Source organism: Apilactobacillus pseudapinorum (genome assembly GCF_040369555.1).
Classification (GTDB): domain Bacteria; phylum Bacillota; class Bacilli; order Lactobacillales; family Lactobacillaceae; genus Apilactobacillus.
This window is the reverse complement of sequence record NZ_BAABVU010000038.1, coordinates 1-19,405: the sequence shown is the minus strand read 5'-3', so window position 1 is coordinate 19,405 and position 19,405 is coordinate 1. Positions and strand designations below refer to the sequence as shown.

Genomic DNA, 19,405 nt, shown 5'->3' with positions numbered 1-19,405 from the left:
GTTAAGCTTCTAAACGCCAAGAGTAGTTGAGGGATCGCCCTCTGCGAGGGTAGGAAGTCGCCGCGCTTTATTCCGAATTAGCTCAGTTGGTAGAGCACCTGACTGTTAATCAGGTTGTCGTCAGTTCGAGTCTGACATTCGGAGTATTATAAAAAGGTGCTAACTTCGGTTAGCGCTTTTCTTATATAGTTACATAAATTTGCCGGCTTAGCTCAGTTGGTAGAGCATCGGTATCGTAAACCGGCGGTCACAGGTTCAAGTCCTGCAGCCGGCATAAAAAAACTAGGATGTCTTACTCATCCTAGTTTTTTTATTGCGGTATGGATATAAAAGATTAAAAATTGATTAAAATTAAATCAAAGCGTATAATTACCGTTGCTGTAGTTATATTTTTGTCTGGAGGATTTAGACTTGGATAATATTGATAATAATCAATCTAAGGGATTGATTTCACTAACGTTAACTGAATCATTAGAACGTTTCAGTTATTACGGCATGCAAGCAATTTTACTATATTACATGTATTACTCAATCAGTCGCGGGGGATTGGGTTTTACACCAGCAACAGCAGCTTCTATCTTTGCCATTTATGGTTCACTTAGTTATTTAGCTGCTGCTTGTGGAGGATACATAAGTGATCGTATTTTAGGCGGAAAAAGAACTGTTTCACTTGGGGCAATAATGATTATTATTGGACAGTTAATATTATCAATTCCGCTTTCCAACATGATTTTGCTATTATTCGTTTCATTGATTCTCTTAACTGTTGGAATGGGATTGTTAAAACCGACAATTACTACGATGGTCGGAAATCTATACGATGAACAATACAACACGAGAGCGTATCGTTTTACTATTTTCTTATCAGGAATTAATATTGGGGCGTTTTTAGCACCGATTATCATTGGATTCTTAGGAATGAACGTTAATTTTCATTTAGGGTTCTTCACTGGAGCCGTTGCAATGTTAATTGGATTAGGTATTTTTGAGTATCACACTAAAGATTATAATCAAAATAATAGTATTTACACATCTAACCCGATTGAACCTTATGAAGTGCGTAAGTTATTCGATCGTATTTTATTCTGTGTTGTTTCAATTGCATTAGTATTATTATTAATGTACTCTTTTGATGCGTTGAACTTAACTAACATTATCACCTTGTTGAGTGTAATTACAGTAGTAATTCCATTCATTTATTTCTTCGTGATTATCACTAGTAATGATACTGATCCAGCTGAAAGAAGAGGCATGTTAATTTATGTAGTTCTATTTATTGGAGCTGCTTTTTTCTGGGGAATTGAGGAACAAGGACCAATTGTATTAGCTATTATGGCCAATGGAAGTACAAATAACGAATTTACCGTTTGGAAATATGGATTATTAACATTTTTTATTGTGATATTTGCGGTTATTGGCTACTTCTTGCACAAGAAAACCGATAGTAAATTACTAAAGGTATTTACATCAGCCATTGCGTTATTCTTTATCTTAATTACTGTTTTTCACAATGGTGATTTTAATGTGCATATTTCAAGAACATGGTATCAAGCTATTAATCCATTATTTATTTTAATATTTACACCTGTTTTTGCTAAATTATGGCATCACCATGAAAGTAGCGCAATTAAGACTTTTCCAATCGGGGTGTTACTAGCAAGTATTGGTTGTTTAGTATTATATGTACCTATTCGCTTTTTAAATGGTGGGAGTGTTAATCCATTATGGATTGTTTTAACTGTCGGCATTATTTGTTTAGGTGAAATGTTAATTTCACCAGTTGGTCTTTCAGTCACTTACAGACTAGCACCAAAGAACTTTGTTTCTCAAATGATGGGGGTCTGGTACTTATCAGATGCAGCAGGGCAAGCAATTAACTCACAAGTGGTTAAATACTTCTCTGTGGCGAATGTAGACTACTTTTTAGTATTAGGAATCATTGGAATCATACTATCTATTTTGATGTTTGTAATCCTTCATTCTATTCTTAGAAAGGTTCCCAAAAAATAATTATTATAAAAAGTAAAAAAAGTGTTGACTCATTCTGCGATTTTCGATATTATATTATATGTTGATTGGTTGAGAGATATTAATCAGCGTCGCAGTTTTAACACTTGCGATTAGACAAAAAAGTTATTGACATATAAATATGATTTTGATATTATATTTCTTGTTGATTACATTTTGTATCTTTTCGGAGGGGTAGCGAAGTCTGGCTAAACGCGGCGGACTGTAAATCCGCTCCTTCGGGTTCGGTGGTTCGAATCCACTCCCCTCCATTTTTATTGGGCTATAGCCAAGTGGTAAGGCAACGGGTTTTGATCCCGTGATGCGCTGGTTCGAACCCAGCTAGCCCAACTACTTAAAAAGACCGACTTTCTTAGTCGGTCTTTTTTTTATGTTATAATGTATTCAATATTTCGCTTCAGGAGGTTACTATGAAAATTGGGTTTATTGGAGTAGGAGCAATGGCCAAAGCAATGATTAGGGGATTTGTTAATTCCAATCAAGTTAAGGCAGAAGATATTTATGTTCATGCTCCTAATATTGAAAAGTATAAACAATTTGCGGACGAACTTGGGATAAATTGTAGTAACAATAATCAAGAAGTGGTAAGAAGCAGTGAATTGATTATTTTAGCGGTTAGACCAAATCAAGTTGTAGATGTTTTAAGAGAAGTAAGAGATAATCTAGCACATAAAACTTTGGCATCCATTGCTTGGCAAGTAACATTAGAACGTTTAGAAGAGTTAACTAGCTATGATTTACCAGTTATTCGTTTAATTCCTAACGTTAACGTTGAAGTGAACGAAGGAATGTTAATTTATAAGAGTAATGAAAATCTGATAGGAGAATCATTGAAATCAATCGTTGACGTTTTCGATTTAATTGGTAAGACAATCGAAGTTGAAGAAGACAAATTCGATGTATCTGGATCATTAATGGGTTGCACACCGGCATATGCTTACTTATTTGCAGACATCTTTAGCCGAAGTGCGGTTAACCATGGTTTAGACAAACAAGCAGCTACTGAAATGGTAGCTCAAGCTATCTTAGGTTCAATGAAGATGATTAATCAATCTGAGAAATCACCAAATGATTTAATCGATGATGTTTGTTCACCTGCTGGTGGAACCATCAAAGGATTATTGGCATTAAAGAAGAGTGGTTTTGAGAAAGCAGTTATTGATTGCTTTGATGCAACACAAGAAGAGTAATATTTTGAGGGGATTGTTAGATAATGGCTTTGCCAATTTATATTCAAATTCATAATTCAATCAAAAAGAATATCGAAGATGGAAAATGGAAACTAGGAAGTCGGATTCCTTCTGAACGTCAATTGTCAGCTGAATTTAATGTCAGCAGAATGACTTTAAGACAAGCAATTCAAACTTTGGTGGATGAAGGTATTTTAGATCAACGCGTTGGTTCTGGAACCTATGTTTCCAATCAAAAGGTACAAGAAAAAATGTCTGGAGTTACTGGCTTTTCAGATATTATGATTTCACAAGGCAAACATCCATCTAGTAAAACAGTGTCATACCACATGTTAGAACCATCATTAAGTGAAATCGAAAAATTAAACATTTCTGAAAACGATAAAGTTTTAAGAATGGAAAGAATCCGATACGGCGATAATATTCCAATTTGTTTTGAAATTGCGACCGTACCGGAAAAGTTTATTGACGGTTTGAGTAAAGATGATGTTTCCCATTCTTTCTATGCGTCATTAAAAGAAAAGAAGGGGTTAACGCCTAAGGTGTCTCGCCAAAATGTATCTGCCACTTTAGCATCAGAAAGAATTGCTGAATTCTTAGATGTTAAAAAGGGTGATGCAATCTTGCTTTTACGTCAGGTAACGGAATTACAAAATGGTGAACCTTTTGAATACGTTAGAACTCAATATGTTGGTGAAAGATTCGAATTTTATTTAGACAGTAAAAAAAGTACATTTGATTAATCAAATGTACTTTTTGTTTTATTTTTGTTTGTTTTGTTTTTTTACTAAACGAATAAATTTGGGTAACGCTAACATGCGCTTAAATCTAGTTGGTTCTTTAATTAAACGGTATAACCATTCAATTCGATGATTAATCCAAAATTGCGGTGCTCTTTGAACATGACCTGATAGAACATCAAAGCTTCCACCTAAGCCAATCCATAATCCATCGTTTTGATGACGATATTTTTCGATAAAATATTCTTGCTTAGGAAAACCTAAAGCTACAAATACCATATCAGGTTTATTTTGCGCGATTTCAGCTGCAATTTCGTCACTATCGGTAAAATACCCATCATGATATCCAGCAACGCTTAAATCGGGATATTTTTGCGGAATGATATTTTTTAAATCAGCAATAACTTCTGGTTTGGCCCCTAAGAAGTAGGCTGATTTATGATTTTGGTTTCCCCATGCTAATAAATCTAATAAGACATCATAGCCAGTAATTCGTTCGCTCATATCTGATCCTAAGATGTTAGCACCCATCACAATACCGACTCCATCTGGAACTAAGTAATCGGCTTTTTTGATGGTTTCAGCGTATTGATTATCGTTTAAAGCAGCGACTACGATTTCAGGGTTAGCGGTCACTACAAATGTATTTTGTCTTTGATTGATACGGTCTTTTAAGATGTCCATAAAATTATTAAATGAACTGTTTAAAAAATCGAATCCCAAAATATTTACTTTTTTATTTTCCATCTCTATACCTTCAAATAAATTATTATGATTATTTCTTTAATTAATGATAAAATAAAAGACAATAAAATGCGACATGTATTAGGAGGATTTCATTAAAAATGTCAAATCAATTTGATAATTTAACATTACATACTGATGCATATGAAATCAATATGATGCAAACATACTTTAAAGCAGGTTTGCAAAATCGCCACGCTGTATATGAGGTTTACTTTAGAAAAATGCCATTCGAAAATGGATTTGCTATTTTCGCTGGATTAGAAAAAGTAATCGATTATATTCAAAATATTAACTTCACTGATGAAGATATTGAATTTTTGAGAAGTCAAAATGAATATAGTGAAGAATTTTTAACATACTTAAGTAATTTTAAGTGTACCGGTTCAATCCGTTCATTTGTAGAAGGGGAATTAGTCTTTAATAACGAACCAATGCTACAAGTTGAAGGAAACGTTTGCGAATGTCAATTGGTAGAAACAGCAATATTAAATATTGTTAATTACCAAACTTTAATCGCCACCAAAGCTGCAAGAATTAGAATGGCTGCTGGAAACGATCCACTATTAGAATTTGGTAGTCGTAGAGCACAAGAAACTGAAGCTGCTTTATGGGGAACTAGAGCTGCCTATATTGGTGGTTTTAATGCGACATCTAACGTACTAGCTGGTAAGAACTTTAACATTCCAATCAGTGGTACCCATGCGCATTCACTAGTCGAACTATTTCAAGACGACTACAAGGCATTTAAGGCTTATGCCAACAGTCATCGTGAATGTGTCTTTTTAGTTGATACTTTTGATACATTGAAGAGTGGTGTACCGAATGCAATTAAAGTCGCTAAAGAATTAGGTGATAAGATTCATTTCGCCGGAGTGAGAATTGATTCTGGGGATATGGCTTATTTATCAAAACGAGTTCGTGAAATGCTTGATGATGCAGGTTTCCCAGACGCTAAGATTTTTGCTTCTAATGACTTAGACGAAAAAACCATTACTAGTTTAAAGATGCAAGATGCTAAGATTGATGTTTGGGGAATTGGAACTAAGTTAATTACTGCGTTTGATCAACCGGCATTAGGAGCCGTTTACAAGATGGTTTCAGTCGAAAATGATGATGGTGAAATGGTTGATACCATTAAGCTATCTAATAACGCAGAAAAGGTTTCTACACCAGGAAAAAAACAAGTATGGCGTGTTACCGAAAGAAAAGATGGCAAGTCAGAAGGAGATTACATCACATTAAATGATGAAAATCCTAACGATGAATCTGAACTATACATGTTCCATCCACAATATACTTATATCAATAAGACATTGACTGATTTTGTTGCCAAGCCACTATTAACTGATATTTTTGTTGATGGTAAACTAGTTTATAATCAACCAGGATTAGCTGATATTAAAGCACATTCTGAAGAAGTATTATCTTCACTATGGCCTGAATACAAACGTGAGTTAAATCCGCAAGAATACCCAGTTGATTTATCCACTAAGTGTTGGGACAACAAGATGAGTATTATTAAAGAAGTCCATGCTCAAATTAAACAAAAACAAGATAAGGGTGAATTATAATGCGCGATAAGCAAGCTGAAATTATTGATGCGTTAATGGTTAAACCATCAATTGATCCAAAAGAAGAAATTAGAAATAGTGTTGAATTTTTAAAGAGCTATCTAAAGAAATACCCATTTTTAAAAACATTTGTATTGGGTATCTCAGGTGGTCAAGATTCCACTTTAACTGGTAAATTAGCTCAAATCGCAATTAGCGAAATGCGTGAAGAAACCAAAGATGATTCATATCAATTCATCGCTGTTAGATTACCTTATGGTACTCAAGCAGATGAATCAGATGCAATGGATTCAATTGCATTTATCGGTGCTGATAAGACATTTAGAGTTGATATCAAACCAATGGCAGATGCAGCAATGAAAGCTGTTGAAGAAAATGGTTTAGATATTTCTGACTTTAACAAGGGAAACATTAAAGCCCGTCAAAGAATGATTGCTCAATACGCAATTGCTGGTCAAACTAGTGGTGCTGTATTAGGTACTGACCATGCTGCAGAAGCAGTAACTGGTTTCTACACTAAATTCGGGGATGGTGCTGCTGACATTACTCCACTATGGCGATTAGATAAACGCCAAGGAAAAGCAATGTTGAATGAACTAAATGCCCCTAAGCATTTATACGAAAAGACACCAACTGCTGACTTAGAAGATGATCGTCCTGCATTACCAGATGAAGTTGCCTTAGGTGTTACCTATGATGATATCGACAACTACCTAGAAGGTAAGGATGTAGATGATTCAGCTGCAGAAAAAATTGAAAACTGGTATATTAAAACTGAACACAAACGTCATCTACCAATCACCATTTACGATGACTTTTGGAAATAAGAAGGGAATTTTATAATTATGAAAAAGAACAAGATGGCAATTTACGCTCCATTACTATCTGATTTAATCACTAACACTAACAAAGTGGGAGAAGAAATGAGTCATGACTACGAACCACTAGAAGATGCGGTTGCAAAGAATGACTATGCTGGAATTGATTTACCTAAGACTAAACAAACATTCCAAGACGGAACTGATCAATATCAAGGATTTTTAGTTCAACTACAAAACGCTGATGTTCCTGCTAAAGAATTAGGTCGTCACTCAGTATTAACTGAAGCATATGCTGACTATGTAAAGGGATGCCAAGATATGGTTGATAGCATTAGTGCAGATAAAATTGATGTCGAATCTTTCAATGCTGCTGGTCAAGCACAACAAGATAGTATTGAAAGAGTATTTAAAACTGCTCAAAAAATCATGATGTCAATGTAATAATTAAAGATAGTTGGTAATTACTACCAGCTATTTTTTTGCTTAAAAAGACGTGAAGATGGGATGATATCAATGGAAGAATTAATTATCAAAAAGATTGTAAAGGAACTTTCTCACTATTCTGAAAAACAAGTGACTGCTGTTATATCAATGATGGAAGAAGGAAATACAGTTCCGTTTATCGCTAGATATAGAAAAGAACGTACTGGTAGTTTAGATGAAGTTCAAATTAGAGAAATTGCCGATGCCAACAGTAAAATTAGTAATCTAGAAAAACGTAAAGAAGAAGTTATTCGTTTAATTGAAGAACAAGGTCAATTAAATGATGACCTTAAAAAATCGATTCAAAATGCCGAAACAATGCAAAACGTTGAAGACTTATATCTTCCTTACAAGAAGAAAAAGAAGACCAAGGCCATGATTGCCAGAGAACAAGGGTTAGAACCACTGGCAAAGCTAGTATTGGCCAATGATGATTCTTTTGTACAAAAGGCTAGTGACTATGTTAATGCTGAACAAGAATTAAATTCAGTCGAAGATGTATTGGCCGGAGTGCACGAAATCTTAACCGAAGACATTGGTAACGATGCGCATTTAAGAGAATGGATTAGAGAAGATACTAAGAAACATGGTTTAATCACTAGTAAAGTGAAGAAGAATGGTGAAGAGTTGGACGAAAAGAATGTTTACGCTGACTACTATGATTTTTCACAACCAATTAATCAATTGAAAAAGCACAGAGTATTGGCGCTTAACCGTGGGGAAAAGGAAAAAATTCTAACCGTTAACATTGAAGTTAATACCAACGTGATTTATAAGTTTTTACAGGCAGAAACTAATCGCAAGCGAACTAACAAGAGCGCTGATGCAGTTAGAGCAGCTTATGAAGATGCATATGCTCGTTTTATGAAGCCAGCAATTGATCGTGAAATTAGAAACCAATTAACCGAAGAAGCCGACGAACATGCAATTAGTATCTTTGGTAAAAACTTGTATAACCTACTAATGCAAGCACCAATTAAAGGCAAAGTAGTAATTGGTTTTGATCCAGCATACAGAACTGGTTGTAAATTAGCAGCAATTGATGACAACGGGAAGTTTTTAGATAAGCTAGTGATTTATCCACATAAACCAGCGAGTGAAACTAAACGTGAACAAGCTAAAAAACAATTAGTTGATTTTATCAACAAGAATCATGCTGAAATGATTGCGATTGGAAATGGAACCGCTAGTCGTGAATCAGAACAATTTGTTGCTGACTTAATTAAAGAAAATAAGCTACCAGTTTATTACGTAATTGTTAATGAAGCAGGCGCTTCGGTATATTCAGCAAGTCAAAATGCACGTGACGAATTCCCAGATTTTCATGTTGAAGAAAGATCTGCTGTAAGTATCGGAAGACGTTTGCAAGACCCGTTAGCTGAATTAATTAAGATTGATCCTAAATCAGTTGGTGTTGGTCAATATCAACACGATTTACCTGCAAAACAATTAGATGCCCAATTAGACAGAGTTGTGGAAACAGCTGTGAATAAAGTTGGAGTCAACGTTAATACAGCCAGTCCAGAATTATTAACCCATATTTCAGGAATGACGAAAGCAACCGCTAAAAACGTTGTTAAGTATAGAAATAGCAATGGGGTATTCCAAACACGACAAGAATTAAGTAGTGTCCCTCGTTTAGGGAGCAAGACTTATGAACAAGCAATTGGGTTCTTACGTGTTATTGATGGAACAAATCCACTTGATAATACCGATATCCATCCGGAAAGTTATTCAGTTGCAATGAAGATATTGAAGGAATTAGGCTTATCCACAGATGCTTTAGGCAGTCCCAAAATTAATGCTGCCTTATCCACATTCGATGTTGATAAGTTTATAAATGAAACGCAAACCGGAAAACAAACAGTCTTGGATATCATTGATGGACTAAAACGTCCAGGAAGAGATTTCCGTGATAGCATGCCAATGCCAGTTTTAAAACAAGATGTTTTGAAGATTGAGGACTTAAAAGAAGGGATGCAATTACAAGGAACTGTTAGAAACGTAATTGATTTCGGTGCGTTTGTGGATATAGGTGTTAAACAAGATGGGTTAGTGCATATCTCTCAAATGAGTGATCGCTTTATTTCTGACCCTAGTGCAATTGTTTCAGTAGGAGATATTGTTGATGTTTGGGTATTATCAATTGATATTAAGAGAAATCGGATTCAACTAACAATGATTAATCCGGAGAAGTGATAAAATTTAAATGAATGATCAAGAATTACAAATTTTAGTGGAAAACATTTCACTAGAATCATTTGCGAAACCGTTTGTCCACAAGGCATATTTTAACCGTCGATTAAAGACAACTGGCGGCAGATACCATGTTCAAAGTCACAATATTGATATTAATCCTAAGATGTTGTCAGAACATTCTAAAGATGTTTTAATTGGAGTAATTAAGCATGAATTATGTCATTACCATCTGCATTTAGCAGGCTATTCTGGTAAACATAATACTTTGGCTTTTAAGCGCTTATTGAAAACAGTCGGGGGATCGCGTTATGCACCGGCACCTGTTGATAATCGTCCGTTGCTTTATGTTTGTTCACATTGTGGACAAACTTACCATCGTAAGCGTAAAATCGACGTTAAAAAATATGTCTGTGGAAAATGTCGTGGAAAACTAGAATTAAAAACTGGAGATGATTAGTTTGGATAAAAAAATAATTATCAGAGTACCAGCCACATCAACTGGAATTGGTGCAGGTATCAATTCAATTGGAATTGCGTTTGGTTTATATTACACTGTCATCGTTGAAGAGGAAATGGATCGTTGGCAAGTTAACCATGCATTAGGTGATGATGTCCCTCGTGATGAAAATAACATCATTGTACAAACCATTTTAAAGGTGGACCCAACAATTAAACCACACCAATTAACTGTGATGTCTGATGTCCCAATTGGCCGAGGGTTAGGTTCTAGTACAACTGCAATTGTTGCTGGAATTAAAATCGCCAATGCATTAGGTGATTTAGATATGTCCATTGATGACGAAATTAATGCGGGAAGTAAGATTGAAGGACATGCCGACGGTGTGGCTTCAGCGTTACTGGGCAATATTACCGTTTCATACTTTAATGGTGAAATGGCAACCACTGTTAAAACAGATATTCCAGAAGTTATTAACGCGTTGGTATATTTAGTTAAAGATGATGGTAGCCATGATAAAGCTGTGTACAAGGATGAAGTTAGTTCAGTTGATGCCGTTAAGGCAAGTAGTGCTACTAATGTATTAGTCGCATCCTTAATGAATAATGAATGGACTAAAGCAACTGAAATGATGGAAAACGACGCCATTTATACCGATAATATTTATGATGTGGTTCCGGAACTTGAAGTTATTAGAAAGCAAGCCCATCAACTAGGGATATATGGAACATTCTTAAATCAATCTCAACGTAGTGTGATTACTTTTGGAACATCATCACAACTAAATGAATTGAGAAATGCTTTAAGCAACAGTAATTTAGCAGGGGTAATGAGACTAATTAAGGTTGATCACACTGGTGCGACTGTTCGTGGAGAATAAATTTTAACAAATAGTATTGAAATTAAATCAAAAATCACATATAATAATATTTGTGATTTTTTACTGCGGCCATGGCGGAATTGGCAGACGCGCAAGATTAAGGATCTTGTCGGGAATACTCCCGGTGGAAGTTCGAGTCTTCTTGGCCGCATTATTAAAATCATCATTACACATAATGATATGGCGGTAGTGGTGAAGTGGTTAACACATCGGATTGTGGTTCCGACACGCGTGGGTTCGATTCCCACCTACCGCCCTTTTATTGGGCTATAGCCAAGTGGTAAGGCAACGGGTTTTGATCCCGTGATGCGCTGGTTCGAACCCAGCTAGCCCAATCTAAATAAAAGACATTCGTTTAGGCGAATGTCTTTTTGTTTGCCAAAAAGGGGAATGAAGGTAATAAAAAAGCACCCGAAGATTATCATCGGATGCTTTTATTATTAGTAATTAATTTGAGTTGAAGTACTTGAAGTGGTTGAACTGTAATCACTAGTTGTATCTTGTGTTTGGTTCAATGATGATAAAGTACTTAAACCAAGGCTTGAACGAATTGAGTTAGAAATAGTTAATAACTCTTGTTGTGTTGGAACTTCGTAATCAATTCCATCAATAACAGCTGTTTCACCTTGTAGAGTTTGTGACTTGATATGATGAGTAGCAACTCCATATCTTTCACGAAGTGCGACCATGTCGTCGAACTTCATATCAGTTTTTAGCTTACCTGAGACAGAACTTAAGATTTCCTTGTAACGAGGTAGTGAAGAAATGTTCATACCTTTAAGAACAAGTTTTTGTAGGACTTGTCTTTGTCTTACTTGACGACCGTAATCACCAGCAGGGTCTTGATGTCTCATTCTTGAGTAAGCAAGTGCTTCAGCACCGTTTAGAGTAACTGTCTTACCTTTAACCACGTTTGCTGCACCATATTGGAAAGTAAGTGGAGGAGTAACAGTAACACCACCAACGGCGTTAACCATCTTTTCTAGACCACCCATGTTAATGATTGCATAGAAATCAATTGGAACGTTCAATAGGTTTTGAACAGTTTGAACAGCGCTAGATGCTCCTCCAATAGTATATGCAGCATTAATCTTTTCGTATGGTTGTGAATCACCAGGAACAGTAACCTTAGTATCACGAGGAATACTTGTTAGGTAAATTGTCTTCTTCTTGGGATTTACAGTTGCCAAGATGATAGTATCAGTTCTCCCAGTATCATGACGTCCAAGAGCACCAGTATCAGTACCTAATAATAGGATAGATACTGGTTTGTTTTGAGCGATAACACTCGAAACATTTCTTGCCTTCGTTGATAAGCCTGGTTGATAGGCTTTATCAGCAGCATTTTTCATGTTCACATAGATACCGTGAGCAACGACCAGACCAGTAACTAGCAGAACTAAGAAAATAAGAAAGGTGATCCAAGCACCTTTATGACTTTTTTTCTTGAAATGAGGTTGACTTGCTCTAGATCTGGAAACTCGTTCGAAATTTTGATTGTTATTTTGCATAAATCAATCATAGCTCCTTTTTATGAATTTCCCCATTATAAAAGATATAATCAAGATTCGTAAATATAATTAACATTATAAACTTATTTTATAAAAATTAATAACGGTTACAAAAGATGTAATAAATTGTAATAATTTTGTCACATTTTTAATGGCAATGGGGAATATGATATAATTCTGATGTTGATATAACTAAATCAAGGAATTACAAATTTAATTTAAGTTAGTAGTGTATCAAGTTTTTGTTAATTTGTAAATTAAAAAAGGGAGCGCGTTTTAAGTTGAAAAAAACTTTTCTATATATATTAATTTCTACTTTTATGTTTAGCTCAATGGAAATTGCTTTAAAGAGTGTCCAAGGTGTCTTTAGTCCAATTCAGTTGAACTTAATTAGATTCTTTATTGGTGGATTGATTTTATTACCAATTGTTCTGAAGAACGGGAAGCAATCTTTAATGACGACAAAGTGGAAAAGTATTGGAGTGTTTTTATTAACAGGATTTTTATGCGTGGTAGTTAGTATGACTTTATATCAGTTGGCTATCATGTATGATGAAGCTTCTACTGTAGCAGTAGTCTTTAGCTGTAATCCTGTTTTTGCATTACTATTTGCCTTTTTTATTTTAAAAGAAAAAATCAGCAGATTAGGATTTATCTCATTAGTAATTTCCATTTTGGGATTAATAATTATCGTTAACCCCGAAAACTTAACCAATCCACTAGGTTTAACATTAGCGTTAGGCTCAGCACTAACTTTTGGGTTATATGGAATTGTTTCGAGATGGGGATCCAGTGTTACAGGGATGAATGGAATAGCAACAACGTGTTATACTTTCTTAGCAGGAGCCGTTGAATTATTGGTATTAGTATTAATCAGTAATATTAATTCAATGGCGTCATTAATGGATAAAGTAGAATGGCTAAAACCGTTTGCGAAAACACCAATTTTACATAACGTTTCTTTCCAATATTTTTGGATTCTATTATTTATATGTGTATTTGTGACTGGTGGAGGATTCGCATTTTACTTCTTGGCAATGGAAAGAGCAGGAGTATCAATTGCTTCAATTGTATTTTTCATTAAGCCAGGATTAGCACCAATCTTAGCAATGATTCTTATTGGTGATAAAATCGCAATAAATACCTGGATTGGAATTGTAGTCATTTTGATTGGTTCTGTGATCACATTTATCGGCAGCCAATTAGAACAAAGAAATGCTGAATTAGAAGAATGAAAAAAGAGATGATAAGATGGCTTATTTAGTAATTATGCGTCATGGTGAAAGTGTCGCTAACCAGCAAAATGTTTTTACTGGTTGGAGTGATGTCGAATTAACTGAAAAGGGAATTCAACAAGCACATATTGCAGCGCAAGCGTTAAAAAAATTAAATATTAACTTTCAACATGCCCATACATCTTATTTAAAACGTGCGATTGAAACTTTAAACATCGTGTTAGATGATATCAATCAAGATTACGTTAACGCAACGAAAACATGGCGTTTGAATGAACGTCACTATGGAGCATTACGTGGACGCATTAAAAGTGATGTTAAAGAACAATATGGGGTTGAACAATTTAATCTGTTTAGAAGAAGTTATGACACGGTACCACCATTATTGAAACAACACGATGTCGATCGTCGTTATCAAAGGCTTGGGGTACAAATTCCGTTAGGGGAAAGTTTAAAAATGGCTTCTGATCGTTTGATGCCTTATTGGGCAGACCAAATCGCACCGAAGTTATTGGACAACCAAAACCAATTAATTGTAGCGCACGGTTCAATTTTAAGAGCGTTAATCAAGTATTTGGATAACATTGATGATAGCGAGATTAATCAAGTCGAAGTGCCCAACGGCAAACCGATTATTTACCAGTTTGATGAAAAACTGAAGGTTATTAATAAAAAGACAATATAAAAAGAGTTGATACATTGTATCAACTCTTTTTTGTTGGTTTATTTTTCAAAGAAAGCAAGAGTTCCCATTGGATCCCATGGATCTAAAACAACAGGGTCTTTTTCTTGAGAAGCGTTATCTGCTTCTGATAAGTATTTCTTGTTAATAACTACTTGGTAGGTGAAACGTCTGAACCATGATTCACTCATAACAAAGTATCCTTTTGAACCAACCTTGTTACCCCATGAGTTTTCAACTTTCCACTTAGTTGGTTTACCATCAACGATATCAACACCAGTGATAACCATAGCGTGGTTCATAACACTTTGGTGGAAGTCTAATTGTTCAGCCTTGCTCATACCTAAATCAATGTCGAATAATTCGCCTTTAGAGTAAAGAGCATCATCCATAATTCCTTTTTTACGATCTGATTCTTTAGCAACGTCGCTTCCGAACCAAACGCTTTCACCATTCTTTAATTGAGTAATGGTTAGTTCTTCAAGTTTATCCATTTCTAAGTTTAAATGTTTAACTTGACGACCGTTAATGACATTACCCAGCATATCAACAGTGTATGTATTGTCATAAGGCTTGTCTTCAGTAGGTGAGTTAATGATTGAAACATAATCTTCTAAGTTTAAGTTAACGTATTTATCGAAGAACTTCTTAGGAGTTAAATCGTTATCAACATGGTATTCATGTTTTTCATCGCGATATTCAAAGTTAAATGTTGAAACAGGTTCGCCGAATGCGTATACCAAGACACGGTAAATTTCACTTAGCATATCGTCTTTTGCTGCTTGAACATCTTTGCCATCATTAGCAAGTTCACGAAGCTTAATTGCATCAATTCTTAACTTTTGATTTAAAACAGCATTTAGTTCTGAAGTATCATTACTATTTGCAGTTTCAACCATTGCTGATTGAGGAGCAACCCCGTATTTTTCGATTACGGCACATAACATGTCCCATTGACCACCATCTTGTTGAGGTGAATCTAATAACCAAGAAACACGACGACTAGTTAAAGGTTGGTCTGCAGTTCTAATAATGTTTTCTAAGAACCAGTTACATTTTTCAAACTTATCCCAAAATGTAGTGTAGATTTGTGATAATTCAAAATCACCAGATAGGTTAAAGTTCTTAGCTAAATTATGACGCATAGTATTTAAAGCAGCGAAAATCCAGCAACGACCACTGTGTTGTTGGTTTGATACTTCACCAGTATCAACTTCCACCGAAAAAATTGGCTTCATGTTAGCTTCAGATTCGAAATTTGCGGCAGTTGAGTTAATACCATTGTGGCTAATAGCTCTTTGCATTACCTTAGCTTCTTGACGATTTTTTAAATCGCTTTGATATTTTTGGATATTTTCATTACTAATACTTTCTGACATCATCAGACCTCCTATACTTTTCTCATATTATAGCACTGGTTTCTCATTAATTAAACGTAAAATAAAAAGAATCATAATGATAAAGTAAGTTAATCATTATGATTCTAAGGTTTAGTTTGATTAGAAAAAAATTAGATTTTTAATTTCTTTTAGCTTCAAAAGTTTCGCAGTGATCTTCATGACCAACGATAACCATATCAACAACATCTAGGAATAAACCATGTTCAACGATTCCAGTCATGTTATTTAGAATGGTTTCTAGTTCATGAGGACGTTCGATGTAGCCAAGGTTTAAATCGATAATGTAATTATCGGCATGGGTTAAAACGTGTCCACCTTTGGCGTTAGTTCTAAAAGTAGGGTGATAACCCATTTTATCTAGACGATTGAATAGGTGAGTGCTTCCATAAGGGGTAACTTCTAGAGGAAGTGGGAATGAGCCTAAGTTCTTAGCCATCTTAGTGGCATCCACAATCCAAATATTGCGATCAGAGTTGATAGCGACAATCTTTTCGCGAAGATGAGCAACCCCACCACCTTTGATTCCTTGGAAATTTTCGTCGATTTGATCAGCACCATCAATGGTTAAATCAATATGATCAACATCATCGATACTTTTAACGTCGATTCCTAAATCGCGAGCACGTTTTGCTGAACGATTTGATGTGGGAACTCCAATGATTCGGAGACCTTCTTCTGCAACTCGTTGTCCCAATGCATCCAACAAGTATTTTACAGTTGAACCGGTACCTAAACCAACAGTCATACCATCTTCGATGTACTTAACTGCCTCTTGTCCGGCCATTTTTTTCATTAATTCTTTGTCCATAATCAGGTTCCCCTCTATAATTTCGGTAAAACGATTAAATCAGTTTGGGATGATTAATATCCAAACAACAGTTTCGAAAAAGGTATCAAATACCTTACTAATACATAATATAATTTTCTATGGTTAGGGCGTGTTTGTCAAATAAAATATTTGGATTTAATTGACACCAGATTTTCTGTCCAATCAGTAGTATAATAATAGTAATACTAAAACAGGATGTGTAGAGATGAAAAGAGGATTTGAAGTAGTTTCAAAATACAAGAACGATGGGATTAACTTACCATATCGTTCAACACAACAAGCTGCCGGATACGATATCGAAGCAGCGAGCGATTTTGTACTTCCATCAATTTGGAAGTTAGGATTTTTAAAAGTTTTATGGGCGCTTAAACATCAACAAGATGTTTCTGAAGAAGACATGCAAAAAGCTAAGGACGTTTTGAGACCATTACTTGTACCAACTGGAATCAAAGCATACATGCAACCAGACGAAATGCTAGTAATTGCTAACAGATCAAGTGGACCACTTAAAAGAGGGATGGTCCTACCAAACGGGATTGGAATTGTTGATGCAGATTACTACAACAATGAAAGCAATGAAGGGGAGTTATTTGTACAAATGACTAACTTTGGATTGCTTGATAGAAAGATCAAGAAGGGTGACAGAATTGCGCAAGGTATTTTCGTCCCATTCTTGACAACCGATGATGATGCTAACAAAGGTACCACTAGAATTGGTGGATTTGGATCATCTGGAGAATAAGTTTTTAACGAAAGGAAATTAACGTGGCTAAAGTTAAGACACAATTTGTTTGTGAAGAATGTGGATACATTTCACCTAAATATTTAGGCCATTGTCCTAACTGTGGAAAGTGGAATACATTTGAAGAACAAACCGTGCAAAAAGAAACCTCAAGTTTAAAATCAAGCCATCGAATGGATTTCAATGGCAAACAAACTCAACCACAATTAGTTAAAGATGTTAAGTTCGAAAAAGAATCAAGATTTGAAACAGATTCTAAAGAGTTTAATCGAGTGTTAGGGGGCGGAGTTGTTCCGGGCTCTTTGATTTTAATCGGTGGGGATCCTGGAATCGGGAAGTCAACATTGCTTCTACAAATTTCAGGACAACTTAGTGAGAAGAATCAAAAGATTTTATATGTATCTGGTGAAGAAAGTGCTAGTCAAATTAAGCTTAGAGCGGAAAGACTAGCAGTTAACGGTGCAAATATGTACCTTTATCCTGAAACTGATATGGGTGCAATTAGAAGTGCCATTGATGAGATTCAACCAGATGCAGTCGTAATCGACTCCGTTCAAACCATCTCCGAACCAGATGTTGATTCAGCAATCGGTTCAGTTTCTCAAGTTCGAGCAATTACTGCTGATTTAATGTCCATTGCCAAGACAAATGGAATTACAGTTTTTGTTGTTGGACACGTTACTAAGGGTGGTTCATTAGCTGGACCAAAGACGTTAGAGCATATGGTGGATACTGTTTTATATTTTGAAGGAGATATGCACCATTCATACAGAATTCTACGAGCTGTTAAAAACCGTTTCGGTTCAACAGACGAATTAGGAATCTTCGACATGCAAGAATCTGGATTACAAGAAGTTGCTAATCCTTCAGAAGTATTCTTAGAAGAACGTTTGCAAGACGCTAACGGTTCTGCGATTGTGGTTTCAATGGAAGGGACTCGTCCCATTTTAGTTGAAATTCAAGCGCTGGTAACTCCATCTGTATTTGGTAACGCACAAAGAACTGCAACTGGAATCGATAGAAATAGGGTTGCGGTTTTGATGGCCGTATTAGAAAAACGTGCTGGATTGATGTTACAAAATCAAGATGCGTTCTTAAAAGCCGCTGGTGGAGTGAAATTAAATGAACCAGCAATCGATTTAGCAGTTGCAATCAGTGTGGCTTCAAGTTACAAGAATAAAGGAACTGATCCTGCAGAGTGTTATATTGGTGAAATTGGATTGACCGGAGAAATTAGAAGGGTTAATCGAATTGAACAACGAGTTTTAGAAGCTCAAAAGTTAGGCTTTAAGCGTGTGCTTGTTCCTAAGCACAACTTATCTGGATGGACTGCTCCAGATGGAATTGAAGTAGTCGGGGTATCAACATTATCCCAAGCGATAAAAATGGCTTTGAAGTAAGATAACTAGCGAGGAAAATAAAAAATGAAAACATTCGATAAATATACAGTGATACAACTAATATTCATAATATTAGGAGCAACACTTGGGGTGATTTACTTGCCAGTGTTATGGCATGCAATTTGGTCACACCCATCACACATATTAAATAATGCCTTTGTTGATTCATTAATTGGAGCATTGGTGTTTTTCTTAATCTCATTATTTGCCGTTAAGAGAGTAATTTTTACATTGGTAAGAACAGAAAAATATTTATCTTCTAAGAACCCACTTTATGTTTTAATGGGAACAATTGGAATGATTATTGGACTTGTTTTGGCCATCTTGATTTCGATTGTTTTATTTAGAACTAAGTACCTAATTACTAACTTAATCTTGCCAGCATTACTTATGATCGTTTTTGGTTACTTAGGATTTATCTTAGGAACTACCAAATTAAACGACTGGAAAAAGATTTTTGGCATGAGTATTAAGAAGGCGAGCGGTTCAG

17 protein-coding genes, 7 tRNA genes and 1 pseudogene are annotated in these 19,405 nt (G+C 35.4%); 21 read left to right on the top strand and 4 right to left on the bottom strand.

The genetic code is table 11. The annotated features are described in order from the left end of the window. The first annotated feature begins 71 nt into the window (after positions 1-71). The 7 genes from ABWU86_RS06555 to ABWU86_RS06525 all read left to right on the top strand — a co-directional run bounded on the left by ABWU86_RS06555 (position 72) and on the right by ABWU86_RS06525 (position 3,961). A tRNA-Asn gene (locus ABWU86_RS06555) sits at positions 72-144 on the top strand. Between the two features lie 57 nt (positions 145-201). Beyond that, positions 202-274, top strand: a tRNA-Thr gene (locus tag ABWU86_RS06550). 137 nt (positions 275-411) lie between these two features. Beyond that, positions 412-2,010 (top strand): peptide MFS transporter, encoded by a 1,599-nt coding sequence (locus tag ABWU86_RS06545; RefSeq protein WP_353322096.1) that lies wholly within the window; start codon positions 412-414, stop codon positions 2,008-2,010. 186 nt (positions 2,011-2,196) lie between these two features. Beyond that, a tRNA-Tyr gene (locus tag ABWU86_RS06540) sits at positions 2,197-2,279 on the top strand. Between the two features lie 7 nt (positions 2,280-2,286). Next, positions 2,287-2,358: transfer RNA gene (locus tag ABWU86_RS06535), tRNA-Gln, on the top strand. Between the two features lie 80 nt (positions 2,359-2,438). After that, a complete protein-coding gene (gene proC / locus ABWU86_RS06530) occupies positions 2,439-3,218 on the top strand; it encodes a pyrroline-5-carboxylate reductase (RefSeq protein ID WP_293793211.1) in 780 nt (259 codons plus the stop codon). A gap of 23 nt (positions 3,219-3,241) precedes the next feature. Beyond that, entirely contained in the window at positions 3,242-3,961 is a 720-nt protein-coding gene (locus tag ABWU86_RS06525; protein WP_353322093.1) for a GntR family transcriptional regulator, read from the top strand. Between the two features lie 18 nt (positions 3,962-3,979). Here the strand turns inward: ABWU86_RS06525 and ABWU86_RS06520 are convergent, their stop codons facing one another. Next, complete coding sequence (locus ABWU86_RS06520) at positions 3,980-4,705, bottom strand: WecB/TagA/CpsF family glycosyltransferase (protein WP_353322091.1); 726 nt, start codon at positions 4,703-4,705, stop codon at positions 3,980-3,982. Between the two features lie 98 nt (positions 4,706-4,803). On the opposite strand from ABWU86_RS06520, the gene ABWU86_RS06515 reads away from it, so the two are divergent. The 9 genes from ABWU86_RS06515 to ABWU86_RS06475 all read left to right on the top strand — a co-directional run bounded on the left by ABWU86_RS06515 (position 4,804) and on the right by ABWU86_RS06475 (position 11,451). After that, entirely contained in the window at positions 4,804-6,276 is a 1,473-nt protein-coding gene (locus ABWU86_RS06515; protein WP_353322089.1) for a nicotinate phosphoribosyltransferase, read from the top strand. Beyond that, positions 6,276-7,103, top strand: coding sequence for an ammonia-dependent NAD(+) synthetase (gene nadE / locus ABWU86_RS06510; RefSeq protein ID WP_293793203.1), 828 nt, complete (start codon positions 6,276-6,278; stop codon positions 7,101-7,103). Before ABWU86_RS06515 ends, nadE begins: the two co-directional genes overlap by 1 nt. Before the next feature lie 18 nt (positions 7,104-7,121). Further along, complete coding sequence (locus tag ABWU86_RS06505) at positions 7,122-7,538, top strand: hypothetical protein (RefSeq protein ID WP_293793201.1); 417 nt, start codon at positions 7,122-7,124, stop codon at positions 7,536-7,538. 72 nt (positions 7,539-7,610) lie between these two features. Continuing rightward, a complete protein-coding gene (locus tag ABWU86_RS06500; protein WP_353322086.1) occupies positions 7,611-9,779 on the top strand; it encodes a Tex family protein in 2,169 nt (722 codons plus the stop codon). A gap of 10 nt (positions 9,780-9,789) precedes the next feature. Then, positions 9,790-10,236, top strand: a complete 447-nt coding sequence (locus ABWU86_RS06495) for a SprT family protein (protein WP_293793195.1) — start codon at positions 9,790-9,792, stop codon at positions 10,234-10,236. A gap of 1 nt (position 10,237) precedes the next feature. Beyond that, entirely contained in the window at positions 10,238-11,116 is an 879-nt protein-coding gene (locus tag ABWU86_RS06490; protein WP_353322084.1) for a homoserine kinase, read from the top strand. Positions 11,117-11,181: 65 nt separating this feature from the next. Then, positions 11,182-11,267, top strand: a tRNA-Leu gene (locus ABWU86_RS06485). Between the two features lie 32 nt (positions 11,268-11,299). Next, positions 11,300-11,372 (top strand) — tRNA-His (locus tag ABWU86_RS06480). 7 nt (positions 11,373-11,379) lie between these two features. Further along, positions 11,380-11,451, top strand: a tRNA-Gln gene (locus ABWU86_RS06475). Between the two features lie 105 nt (positions 11,452-11,556). Here ABWU86_RS06475 and ABWU86_RS06470 read toward each other — a convergent pair. Then, on the bottom strand, positions 11,557-12,627 hold the full coding sequence (locus tag ABWU86_RS06470) for an LCP family protein (protein ID WP_293793189.1): 1,071 nt from the start codon (positions 12,625-12,627) through the stop codon (positions 11,557-11,559). A gap of 281 nt (positions 12,628-12,908) precedes the next feature. Between ABWU86_RS06470 and ABWU86_RS06465 the strand changes: the two genes are divergently transcribed. Beyond that, positions 12,909-13,862, top strand: a complete 954-nt coding sequence (locus ABWU86_RS06465; RefSeq protein ID WP_353322081.1) for a DMT family transporter — start codon at positions 12,909-12,911, stop codon at positions 13,860-13,862. 16 nt (positions 13,863-13,878) lie between these two features. Then, entirely contained in the window at positions 13,879-14,547 is a 669-nt protein-coding gene (locus tag ABWU86_RS06460) for a 2,3-bisphosphoglycerate-dependent phosphoglycerate mutase (RefSeq protein WP_353322079.1), read from the top strand. A 38-nt stretch (positions 14,548-14,585) separates the two neighbouring features. Here ABWU86_RS06460 and ABWU86_RS06455 read toward each other — a convergent pair whose 3' ends face one another. Next, entirely contained in the window at positions 14,586-15,923 is a 1,338-nt protein-coding gene (locus ABWU86_RS06455) for a C1 family peptidase (protein WP_293793185.1), read from the bottom strand. 139 nt (positions 15,924-16,062) lie between these two features. Continuing rightward, positions 16,063-16,752 (bottom strand): ribose-5-phosphate isomerase RpiA, encoded by a 690-nt coding sequence (gene rpiA / locus ABWU86_RS06450; RefSeq protein WP_293793184.1) that lies wholly within the window; start codon positions 16,750-16,752, stop codon positions 16,063-16,065. Positions 16,753-16,978: 226 nt separating this feature from the next. Here rpiA and ABWU86_RS06445 point away from each other — a divergent pair, with 226 nt between their 5' ends. The 3 genes and pseudogenes from ABWU86_RS06445 to ABWU86_RS06435 all read left to right on the top strand — a co-directional run. After that, on the top strand, positions 16,979-17,515 hold the full coding sequence (locus tag ABWU86_RS06445; RefSeq protein ID WP_293793182.1) for a dCTP deaminase/dUTPase family protein: 537 nt from the start codon (positions 16,979-16,981) through the stop codon (positions 17,513-17,515). Positions 17,516-17,538: 23 nt separating this feature from the next. Continuing rightward, positions 17,539-18,915, top strand: coding sequence for a DNA repair protein RadA (radA, locus tag ABWU86_RS06440; protein ID WP_293793180.1), 1,377 nt, complete (start codon positions 17,539-17,541; stop codon positions 18,913-18,915). A 90-nt stretch (positions 18,916-19,005) separates the two neighbouring features. Beyond that, positions 19,006-19,405: pseudogene (locus ABWU86_RS06435) on the top strand (PIN domain nuclease); the annotation flags it as partial.